The following is a 9,571-nucleotide window of genomic DNA, read 5'->3' on the forward strand; positions in this document are numbered from 1 at the left end:
GTGGTTCAACGTGCGTGCGTCGAACACCGAGCCGCTGCTGCGCCTGAACGTCGAGGCCCGTGACGCGGACACCCTGGCCCGGGTCCGTGACGAGGCCCTCGCCCTCATCCGCGCCTGACCGTCCCGGTCCTGAGGGGGCTGGGCCATTCCAGCCCCTTCGGCCTGCACTTTCCGGCACGGGCCCGCAAAACCAGCCTCGCCGGCGTTTGAGGCGCGGGGTGGGGGGCGGAGCCCCACGAGCCCCGGCGCAGCCGGGTCCCACCCCCGCCCGCCCCAAGCCGCATCGGCGCAGCCCCGGCGGTACGCTGACCACGCCATACCCGCATCCCCGAAGGGAACCCACCCCATGCCGCTCGAAGCCGGCCTCCTGCAGATCCTCGCCTGCCCCGCCTGCCACGCGCCGCTTGAGGACAAGTCGGCCGACGAGACCCCCGAGCTGCTCTGCACCGGCCAGGACTGCGGTCTCGCCTACCCGGTCCGCGACGGCATCCCGGTCCTCCTCGTGGACGAGGCCCGCCGCCCCGCCTGACCCGCACCACACCGCACCACGCGCAGACGCAGACAGGTTCCCGTCACCCAACAGCCGGAGGCCGCCATGCTCGACGAGTCGCTCCTCGACGCACCGGACGATCTCGCCCGCGTCGACCGACGGGGCCTGCTCCGCGGCGCGGCCGAGGCCGGGGCCAGAGTCCGTACCGCGGCCCGGCACGCGAGCGAGGCGGGCATCGCCACCCTGCGCCCCGACGGCCGACCGCGCGCGGTCCTGATCGCCGGGCCCGGCACCGCCGCCACCGGCGTCGCCGACCTGCTCGGTGCCCTCGCCGGCGCCTCCGCGCCGGTGATCCGGCTCGACCCCACCGGGGTCGCCCACGCCTCCGGGGCACTGCGCTGGGCCCTGCCCGGCTGGGCCGGTTCCGTCGACCTGCTGCTCGTGGCCACCACCGACGGCACCGAGCCCGGGCTCGCCGTGCTCGCCGAGCAGGCCTACCGGCGCGGCTGCACCGTCGTCGCCGTCGCCCCCGAACGCTCACCGCTGAGCGAGGCGGTGGACGGCGCGCACGGGCTCGTCGTACCGATGGCCAAGGCCCCGTACCAGGAGTTCGACGAGTCCGCCGCCGCGGGCCCGGGCGCCCTGTGGGCCCTGCTGACGCCCCTGCTGCTGCTCCTCGACAAGGTCGGCCTGATCACCGCGGCCCCCGACACCCTCCAGCTCGTCGCCGACCGGCTCGACCGGACGGCCGAACGCTGCGGGCCCGCCATCGCCACCTACTCCAACCCGGCCAAAACCCTCGCCGCCGAGCTGGCGGACTCACTGCCGCTCATCTGGAGCGAGGGCACCGGAGCGGCCCCCGCCGGCCGCCGCTTCGCCGCCACCCTCGCCGAGCTCGCCGGCCGCCCCGCACTGGCCGCCGCGCTCCCCGAGGCGCTGCCCGCCCACGGCGTGCTGCTCGCCGGTGCCTTCGCCGCCGGCGCCGACCCCGACGACTTCTTCCGCGACCGGGTCGAAGAGCCCCAGGCCCTTCGCGCCCGCGTCGTCCTGCTGCGCGACCGGCCGGCCGGCGGCCTCACCGCCGCCCCCGCCGCACGCGAGCTCGCCCTCAGCCACGACACGGCGATCAGCGAGCTCGAACCGGAGGAAGGCGCCGAGCTGGAGCAGCTCGCCGAACTGCTCGCCGTCACGGATTTCGCCACCGCCTACCTGGCGTTGGCCTCCGGGGGACACAGCTGAGAACCGCGCACGTGCCCGGATCTATCCAGGAAGACGACGATGGACCGCCTGACCAACACGATCCGCCCCTACGCCTGGGGATCCCCCACGGCCCTGCCCGCGCTCCTCGGTGTCGAACCCACCGGTGAGCCCCAGGCCGAGCTGTGGATGGGAGCCCACCCGGGCGCCCCGTCCCGCGTCGACCGAGGCGCCGGCGTCAGGACGCTCGCGGAGGTCATCGCCGCCGACCCGGAGAGGGAGCTCGGCGCCGCCACCGTGGCCAAGTTCGGCCCCAGGCTGCCGTTCCTCTTCAAGATCCTCGCCGCCGGCGCCCCGCTCTCCCTCCAGGTCCACCCCGACCTGGCCCAGGCGAAGGCGGGGTTCGAGGCCGAGGAGCGGCGCGGGATCCCGATCGACGCGGCCCACCGCAACTACAAGGACCCCAACCACAAGCCCGAGATGATCTGCGCGATCACGACGTTCGACGGGCTGTGCGGCTTCCGCTCCCCGCAGGCGTCCGCGGACCTCTTCGAGGGGCTGGGAGTCAACTCCCTCAAGCCGTACGCCGACCTGCTGCGCGCCCACCCCGAAGAGGCCGCGCTGCGCGAGGTGCTCACCGCCGTACTGAGCGCGGACCGCGATCAGATGGCCCGTACGGTCGCCGAGACCGCGGCCGCCGCCGAACGCCTGGGCGGCGAGTACGCCACGTACGCCGCCCTGGTCCACGAGTATCCGGGGGACCCCGGAGTCATCGCGGCCATGCTGCTCAACCACGTCCGACTCCAGCCCGGCGAGGCGCTGTTCCTCGGCGCGGGCGTCCCGCACGCCTACTTCGACGGCCTCGGCGTCGAGCTGCTGGCCAACTCGGACAACGTGCTGCGCGCCGGACTCACGCCCAAGCACGTGGACGTGCCCGAGCTGTTGAAGATCGTGAGGTTCGAGCCGAGCGATCCGACCGTCATGCGGCCCGAGGGCGACGGCGGCGAGGAGGTCTACGAGGCCCCCATCGACGAGTTCCGGCTCTCCCGCTTCCTCCTCGCGCCCGGCGGCGCCCCCCACGTGCTCCCGGACGGCGCCCCGCAGATCCTGCTCTGCACGGCCGGCTCCGTACGGGCCGGCGAACTGGAGCTCTCGCGCGGCGGATCGGCCTTCGTACCGGCGGACGAAAAGGTCGAACTATCCGGAAACGGCACTGTCTTCCGGGCCACCGTGGTCGTCTGACGCGGCGTCCGGCCCAGGGGCTGCAACAATGTGCGGCCGTAGTCACTGGCCCAGGAAGGACACCCTGCACCCATGAGCGCGTCGGGCGGTACCAAGGCGATCGTGGCGGCCCTTGCCGCCAACCTCGCCATCGCTGTAGCCAAATTCGTGGCGTTCCTCTTCAGCGGCTCGTCGTCGATGCTCGCGGAAAGCGTCCACTCGGTGGCCGACTCCGGGAACCAGGGCCTGCTCCTCCTCGGAGGCAAGAAGGCCCAGCGGGAGGCGACGCCGCAGCACCCCTTCGGATACGGGCGAGAGCGTTACATCTACGCCTTCCTCGTCTCCATCGTGCTCTTCACCGTCGGTGGCATGTTCGCCATCTACGAGGGCTACGAGAAGATCCACGAACCGCACCCGATCGAGGCCTGGTACTGGCCGGTCGGCGTCCTGGTCTTCGCGATCATCGCCGAGTCCTTCTCCTTCCGCACCGCGATCAAGGAGTCGAACGAGATCCGCGGCAAGCTGTCGTGGACCCAGTTCGTCAAGCGGGCCAAGGCTCCCGAACTGCCCGTCGTGCTGCTGGAGGACCTCGGCGCGCTCATCGGCCTGGTCCTGGCGCTCGCGGGCGTCGGCCTCGCCCTGCTGACGGGCAACGGCGTCTGGGACGGCATCGGCACCCTGTGCATCGGCGTCCTGCTCATCGCCATCGCGATCGTCCTGGCCGCGGAGACCAAGTCCCTGCTGCTCGGTGAGGCCGCCGGCGTGGAAGAGGTCGAGAAGATCAAGGCCGCGGTCGTCGACGGGGACGTCGTCACCCGCGTCATCCACATGCGCACCCTGCACCTCGGCCCCGAGGAGCTGCTGGTCGCCGCCAAGATCGCCGTCGAGGGCAACGACACCGCGACCGAGGTGGCGGACGCCATCAACGCCGCCGAGGCCCGCATCCGCGAGGCGGTCCCGATCGCCCGCGTGATCTACCTGGAGCCGGACATCTACCGTCCCGAGGCCGCCAAGTAGTCCCGCGCGCACCTGTGCCGAAGGCCCCCGCGGGCAGCAGCCCGCGGGGGCCTTCGGCGTGTATGGGAAGGCTACGGGGCGTCCACCCGAGTGGCTCCCCAGACGGGCCCCTGCACCTCGGCCGGCCTGCGCCTGCGCGCCACGAGCGAGGCGATCCCCAGCCCGAGCCCCGCGAGCAGGAGTCCGGTCCCCGCCAACGAGACCAGACCGAGGGCGATCACCAGCGGGGCCGCCTCATGGAGGCCGGCATCGATCCCGGTCACTGCGGACACCGGCAGCGTTCCCGCCGGGGTCTCCTCGTGGAACCGGGAGTCCGCCGAGTTGCCGCGGTTGTCGCCCAGTACGAACATCCGGCCCTGCGGCACCGAGACGGCGAAACTCACCCCGCCGGCCCCGGGGTCGCCGTCGCGCACGTACGGCTCGTCGAGCGGCTTCCCGTTGAGGGTCAGCGTCCGGTCACCCACCGTGTAGGAGATGTGGTCCCCGCCCAGGGCCACGACCCGTCCGATGAACGGGCCGTCGAGTCCCCAGTCGGCCGGGTCGTAGGTGATCACGTCACCGTGGCGGACCTCGCCCGGGTTCCTTTCCATCGCGAGCACTTCCCCGACGGGGACCGTGGGCAGCATGCCCTCGCCGAACTGCTTCACCGGGGCGAACCGGCCGAACATGTACGCATACGGTCCCGCGGCCAGTGCGACGCCCAGCACCAGCAGGACGATCGCCCAGATCCCCCGTCTCCGCCCAGGCCTGCGTGCCATCGATCCCCCACCCCTCCCACCGATATGAACGGCCGGAAGACTACGGTCTGGCCGAAACCGCTCCACAGGTGGGGTGGGCGACCCACCATCCGAACTCCGCCAGTTCTTCCACCGACTGGGGCCGCCGCCGCCGATCGGTGTAGATTCGTGGGCAGTGTCAGACGTCGCTGCTGATGGCGGGTCGGGCGGTCCCTGCGACCGGCCGAGGGGAGAGAGGACCCCCGACGGACTGTGCTCGGTGTCCCGTCCCCAGGACGGCGCACGGACCAGCCGTACCCACCTCTCGAACCATGAGGAGCAGCACCCATGGACTTCAAGGTCGCAGACCTCTCCCTTGCCGCCTTCGGCCGCAAGGAGATCACCCTGGCGGAGCACGAGATGCCGGGTCTGATGTCGATCCGCCGGGAGTACGCCGAGGCCCAGCCGCTGGCCGGCGCCCGCATCACCGGCTCGCTGCACATGACCGTGCAGACGGCCGTGCTCATCGAGACCCTCGTCGCCCTCGGCGCCGACGTCCGCTGGGCCTCCTGCAACATCTTCTCCACCCAGGACCACGCTGCCGCCGCCATCGCGGTGGGCCCGAACGGCACCCCGGAGAACCCGCAGGGCGTCCCGGTCTTCGCCTGGAAGGGCGAGACGCTGGAGGAGTACTGGTGGTGCACGGAGCAGGCGCTGACCTGGCCGAACACCCCCACCGGCGGCCCGAACATGATCCTCGACGACGGTGGTGACGCCACCCTCCTCGTCCACAAGGGCGTCGAGTTCGAGAAGGCCGGCGAGGCCCCGGACCCGTCCACGGCGGACTCCGAGGAGTACGCGTACATCCTCACCCTGCTCAACCGCACCCTCGGCGAGAACCCGCAGAAGTGGACGCAGCTCGCGTCCGAGATCCGCGGCGTGACCGAGGAGACCACCACCGGTGTGCACCGTCTCTACGAGATGATGCAGGCCGGCGACCTGCTCTTCCCGGCGATCAACGTGAACGACGCCGTCACCAAGTCGAAGTTCGACAACAAGTACGGCTGCCGCCACTCCCTGATCGACGGCATCAACCGCGCCACCGACGTCCTCATCGGCGGCAAGGTCGCGGTCGTCTTCGGCTACGGCGACGTCGGCAAGGGCTGCGCCGAGTCGCTCCGCGGCCAGGGCGCGCGCGTCATCGTCACCGAGATCGACCCGATCTGCGCCCTCCAGGCGGCGATGGACGGCTACCAGGTCGCCACGCTGGACGACGTCGTCGAGACCGCCGACATCTTCATCACCACGACCGGCAACAAGGACATCATCATGGCCGCCGACATGGCCAAGATGAAGCACCAGGCCATCGTCGGCAACATCGGCCACTTCGACAACGAGATCGACATGGCCGGCCTGGCCAAGGTCGACGGCATCGTCAAGGACGAGGTCAAGCCCCAGGTCCACACCTGGACGTTCCCCGACGGCAAGGTCCTGATCGTCCTCTCCGAGGGCCGCCTGCTGAACCTCGGCAACGCGACCGGCCACCCGTCGTTCGTCATGTCGAACTCCTTCGCGGACCAGACCCTGGCCCAGATCGAGCTCTTCACGAAGCCCGAGGAGTACCCGACCGACGTCTACGTGCTCCCCAAGCACCTCGACGAGAAGGTCGCGCGCCTCCACCTCGACGCCCTCGGCGTCAGGCTCACCACCCTCCGCCCGGAGCAGGCCGCCTACATCGGCGTCAAGGTCGAGGGCCCGTACAAGCCGGACCACTACCGCTACTGATCAGCACCTGATCAACCGCGGACGGACCTGAAGCAGGCCCCCGGCACCCGTGCCGGGGGCCTGCCCCGTATCCCCGACCGAAGAAGTGTGCGCACCATGCCCCGCGGCCGTTACTCGCTCCACGACCCGCACGACCACGCCCCCCTCGGCGAGGAGCACTTCCACTGCGCCCCCGGCCCCTCGGGCTGGCGCTACGTCTCCCAGCTGACCGCCCCGGACGGCGAACACCGCGGCTCCGTCGACCTCGCGATCGACGAACTCGGCCGCCCCATCCGCATGGAGCTCAACGCCGCGAGCTGGCAGGTGCGAGGCGCCGCGATCGACGGCGTCACCTGGGTCCGCACCGACCCCGCCGGCACCGAGGCCACCGAGGGCAATATCGCCGCCCCCGGCTTCACCGGCACCTCACCGGCCTTCCTGATCGCCACGTCCCGCCTGCTGCGCCTGACCCCCGGCGCCCCCGCCACCCGCGTCCGGCTGCTCGCCCTCACCGACCCGGTCCTGGCCCCGCGCACGGTCGACCAGGCCTGGGCACTGGTGGCCCGCGAGGAACACCCGACGGACAGCGGCCCGCTCCCGGTGGACGAGTACCGGGTCACCGCCCTGGACACGGGCGAGGTCCACACGGTCCACATCGCCGGCGACGTGGTGCTCTCGGCCCCCGGCATCGAACTGGAACACCTGGAGACCCCGCCCTCGGCCTTCGAGGAGCGGTGACCCCGCACCCTCAGGCGGGCGGAGCGAATCCGCCGGCGCGCGGAGTCTCCACGGCGGGGGCCACAGGGGCCGCGGGCGCGGGGGCGACGTACGGCGACGGCCCGGGCGCGACGGGCGGCACGGGCACGGCGTGGGCGAAGGGCGCCGGGGGAGAGGCCCCGGCGGCAGCTGCGGCGTGGAAGGCCCGGGCGGCATCCCGCGACTGGCGTTCGTGGACCACGGCCATCAGATAGGCCGCGGCCGGCACACCCGCCGGCGGCGGCGCCCCCGTACGCGCCACGAGATCGTCGGCGAGGCGCGCCGCCATCGCCGCACCCACCTGCGGATCCAGCTGGTTCATACGCGTCAGGTACTGGCGGATCGCCAGCCACAGCCCGTCCGGCACCGCCGACAGGTCCAGCTGTGTGAACCGCCCGGCAAGCCACGGCGGCGGTGGCGGCACCGGCATCACCCGGGCGCCCGGCACCCGCTCCCGGACCACCAGGGTCCCCGCGAACACGTCCCCGAGCCGCCGCCCGCGCACCGACACCAGCGAGGCGATGGCCGCCACCGTGCCGAAGGTCAGCAGCAGCTCCACGACCCCGAGGGCCCCGCGCACCAGCGCGTGCCGGAACCGGATCGGCCCGCCGTCGTCGCGCACCACCCGCAGCCCGCAGGCGAGCTTGCCCAGGGACCGCCCGTGGGACAGGGTCTCCACCGCGATGGGGATCCCGACCAGCAGCAACAGGAAGCTCGCCACCGCGATGGCGGCCTGGGCGGCCGGATCCAGCGAGGCCGTCGCCAGGGTCAGCCCCACCCCGATGAGGACGTAGGCGGTGACGTAGAGGGCCAGGTCCAGGAGGATCGCCAGCGCACGGCTCGGCAGCCTCGCCGGCCGCAGCCCCAGGACGACCGCGTCCCCCGTCACCAGATCGCTCACCGCAGCACCTCTCATGTGACCTGCTCCGCCCCTACTGCATCAAGTCTGCCAAGCTGACCACACTAGGAATAGGCAGCGGCCAGGGGACCTGGGCAGGGGAGCGCACCGGATGGATCTCGACGTCTTCGTCACGGCACACCGCGCGGAATGGGACCGCCTGGAGCAGCTGCTGGGCCGCGGCCGCAAGCTGACGGGCGAGGAGGCCGACGAACTCGTCGCCCTCTACCAGCGCACCTCGACCCATCTGTCCCTCATCCAGTCCAGCGCCCCCGACCCCCTGCTCACCGGCCGGCTGACCCAGCTGGTGGCGCGCGCCCGCGCCACGGTCACGGGCACCCGCCGCGCGGGCTGGCGCGACGCCGCGCTCTTCTTCACCGTCGGCTTCCCCGCCGCGGTCTACCGCAGCCGCCGCTGGTGGATACCGACGGCCCTGCTCTCCACGGCACTCGGCGTGCTCATCGGCTGGTGGATAGCCACGCACCCCGAGGTCCAGGGCGCCATCGCCGCCCCGGAACACCTGAAGGAGCTCACGAAGCCGGGCGGCGAGTACGAGACGTACTACTCCAGCAACCCGGCGGGCTCCTTCGCCGCCCAGGTCTGGACGAACAACGCCCAGGCGGCCGCGATGTGCCTGGTCCTCGGCGCCTTCCTGGGGATCCCGGTCCTGTGGATCCTCTTCCTGAACATGGCCAACCTCGGGGTCGGCCTCGGCCTGATGGCGTCCGCCGGCCGGCTCGACGTCTTCCTCGGACTGATCCTCCCGCACGGCCTCCTCGAACTGACGGCCGTCTTCGTGGCGGCGGGCACCGGCCTGCGCCTGGGCTGGACGGTCATCGACCCGGGCCCCCGCACCCGTCGCACGGCCCTCGCAGAGCAGGGCCGGGCCGCCCTCGGCATGGCGATCGGCCTCGCGGCGGTCCTGTTCGTCTCCGGCCTGATCGAAGGCTTCGTCACCCCCTCGGGCCTCCCCACCTGGGCGCGCATCACGATCGGCGTGGTCGCCGAGGTGGCCTTCCTGCTCTACGTCTTCGTCCTGGGCGGCAGGGCCGCCCGCGCCGGCGAACTCGGCGACGTGGAGGCGGCGGACCGCACCGCAACGCTCCCGACCGCGGCCTGATGTGCGTACAAGCCAGCTGAGCTGCTAGTCTCCTCGTCGTCCCGCAAACGCCGTTGACACGGAGCGAGCGGGGAGGTAGATTCGAACGGTTGCCTCGAACTGGACAAGTTCGGCAGCGATGGTTTAAACTCTCTCTCACCCCACATGGACTTCAAGATCCGATCGGGGTACGTCCGATTTTCTATTTCAGGAATTCGAAGCCGGGAAATCCGGTGGAAAACTTCTGATAGAGTCGGAACCGCCGGAAAGGGAAACGCGAAAGCGGAAACCTGGAAAGCGCCGAGGAAGTCGGACACGAAAGAGTCTGATAGAGTCGGAAACGCAAGACAGCAGAACGAAAGCCCGGAGGAAAGCCCGAGAGGGTGAGTACAAAGGAAGCGTCCGTTCCTTGA

At 71.6% G+C, this 9,571-nt stretch carries 10 protein-coding genes; 8 read left to right on the top strand and 2 right to left on the bottom strand.

The window, feature by feature from the left end; translation table 11 throughout:
- From E6U81_RS39075 to E6U81_RS39095, 5 genes are all read left to right on the top strand, one after another.
- On the top strand, positions 1-118 hold a 118-nt coding region (locus E6U81_RS39075), incomplete at its 5' end, for a hypothetical protein (protein WP_136233559.1).
- A 228-nt stretch (positions 119-346) separates the two neighbouring features.
- Positions 347-529 (top strand): Trm112 family protein, encoded by a 183-nt coding sequence (locus E6U81_RS39080; RefSeq protein ID WP_030659888.1) that lies wholly within the window; start codon positions 347-349, stop codon positions 527-529.
- A 66-nt stretch (positions 530-595) separates the two neighbouring features.
- Positions 596-1,729, top strand: coding sequence for an SIS domain-containing protein (locus E6U81_RS39085; RefSeq protein WP_136234737.1), 1,134 nt, complete (start codon positions 596-598; stop codon positions 1,727-1,729).
- 39 nt (positions 1,730-1,768) lie between these two features.
- Positions 1,769-2,929, top strand: coding sequence for a mannose-6-phosphate isomerase, class I (gene manA / locus E6U81_RS39090; RefSeq protein WP_136234738.1), 1,161 nt, complete (start codon positions 1,769-1,771; stop codon positions 2,927-2,929).
- Between the two features lie 72 nt (positions 2,930-3,001).
- Positions 3,002-3,925, top strand: coding sequence for a cation diffusion facilitator family transporter (locus E6U81_RS39095; protein ID WP_136234739.1), 924 nt, complete (start codon positions 3,002-3,004; stop codon positions 3,923-3,925).
- 71 nt (positions 3,926-3,996) lie between these two features.
- Here E6U81_RS39095 and lepB read toward each other — a convergent pair whose 3' ends face one another.
- On the bottom strand, positions 3,997-4,683 hold the full coding sequence (gene lepB / locus E6U81_RS39100) for a signal peptidase I (RefSeq protein ID WP_136234740.1): 687 nt from the start codon (positions 4,681-4,683) through the stop codon (positions 3,997-3,999).
- Between the two features lie 306 nt (positions 4,684-4,989).
- Here lepB and ahcY point away from each other — a divergent pair, with 306 nt between their 5' ends.
- A complete protein-coding gene (gene ahcY / locus E6U81_RS39105; protein ID WP_136234741.1) occupies positions 4,990-6,426 on the top strand; it encodes an adenosylhomocysteinase in 1,437 nt (478 codons plus the stop codon).
- A gap of 96 nt (positions 6,427-6,522) precedes the next feature.
- Positions 6,523-7,143: a hypothetical protein gene (locus E6U81_RS39110; RefSeq protein WP_136234742.1), complete on the top strand. Its 621-nt coding sequence runs from the start codon at positions 6,523-6,525 to the stop codon at positions 7,141-7,143.
- Positions 7,144-7,153: 10 nt separating this feature from the next.
- On the opposite strand, the gene E6U81_RS39115 is transcribed toward E6U81_RS39110, so the two are convergent.
- Complete coding sequence (locus E6U81_RS39115; protein WP_136234743.1) at positions 7,154-8,062, bottom strand: RDD family protein; 909 nt, start codon at positions 8,060-8,062, stop codon at positions 7,154-7,156.
- Positions 8,063-8,171: 109 nt separating this feature from the next.
- Here E6U81_RS39115 and E6U81_RS39120 point away from each other — a divergent pair, with 109 nt between their 5' ends.
- The gene (locus tag E6U81_RS39120) at positions 8,172-9,179 is read left to right on the top strand and encodes a stage II sporulation protein M (protein ID WP_136234744.1); all 1,008 of its coding nucleotides are present in this window, start codon (positions 8,172-8,174) and stop codon (positions 9,177-9,179) included.
- Positions 9,180-9,571: the final 392 nt, after the last annotated feature.

Source organism: Streptomyces sp. A0592 (assembly GCF_004795115.1).
Classification (GTDB): Bacteria; Actinomycetota; Actinomycetes; order Streptomycetales; family Streptomycetaceae; genus Streptomyces; species Streptomyces erythrochromogenes.

Coding starts and splice junctions, on each gene's coding strand:
- E6U81_RS39080 (WP_030659888.1), top strand. CDS start 347: ATGCCGCTCGAAGCCGGCCTCCTGCAGATCCTCGCCTGCCCCGCCTGC.
- E6U81_RS39085 (WP_136234737.1), top strand. CDS start 596: ATGCTCGACGAGTCGCTCCTCGACGCACCGGACGATCTCGCCCGCGTC.
- manA (WP_136234738.1), top strand. CDS start 1,769: ATGGACCGCCTGACCAACACGATCCGCCCCTACGCCTGGGGATCCCCC.
- E6U81_RS39095 (WP_136234739.1), top strand. CDS start 3,002: ATGAGCGCGTCGGGCGGTACCAAGGCGATCGTGGCGGCCCTTGCCGCC.
- lepB (WP_136234740.1), bottom strand. CDS start 4,683: ATGGCACGCAGGCCTGGGCGGAGACGGGGGATCTGGGCGATCGTCCTG.
- ahcY (WP_136234741.1), top strand. CDS start 4,990: ATGGACTTCAAGGTCGCAGACCTCTCCCTTGCCGCCTTCGGCCGCAAG.
- E6U81_RS39110 (WP_136234742.1), top strand. CDS start 6,523: ATGCCCCGCGGCCGTTACTCGCTCCACGACCCGCACGACCACGCCCCC.
- E6U81_RS39120 (WP_136234744.1), top strand. CDS start 8,172: ATGGATCTCGACGTCTTCGTCACGGCACACCGCGCGGAATGGGACCGC.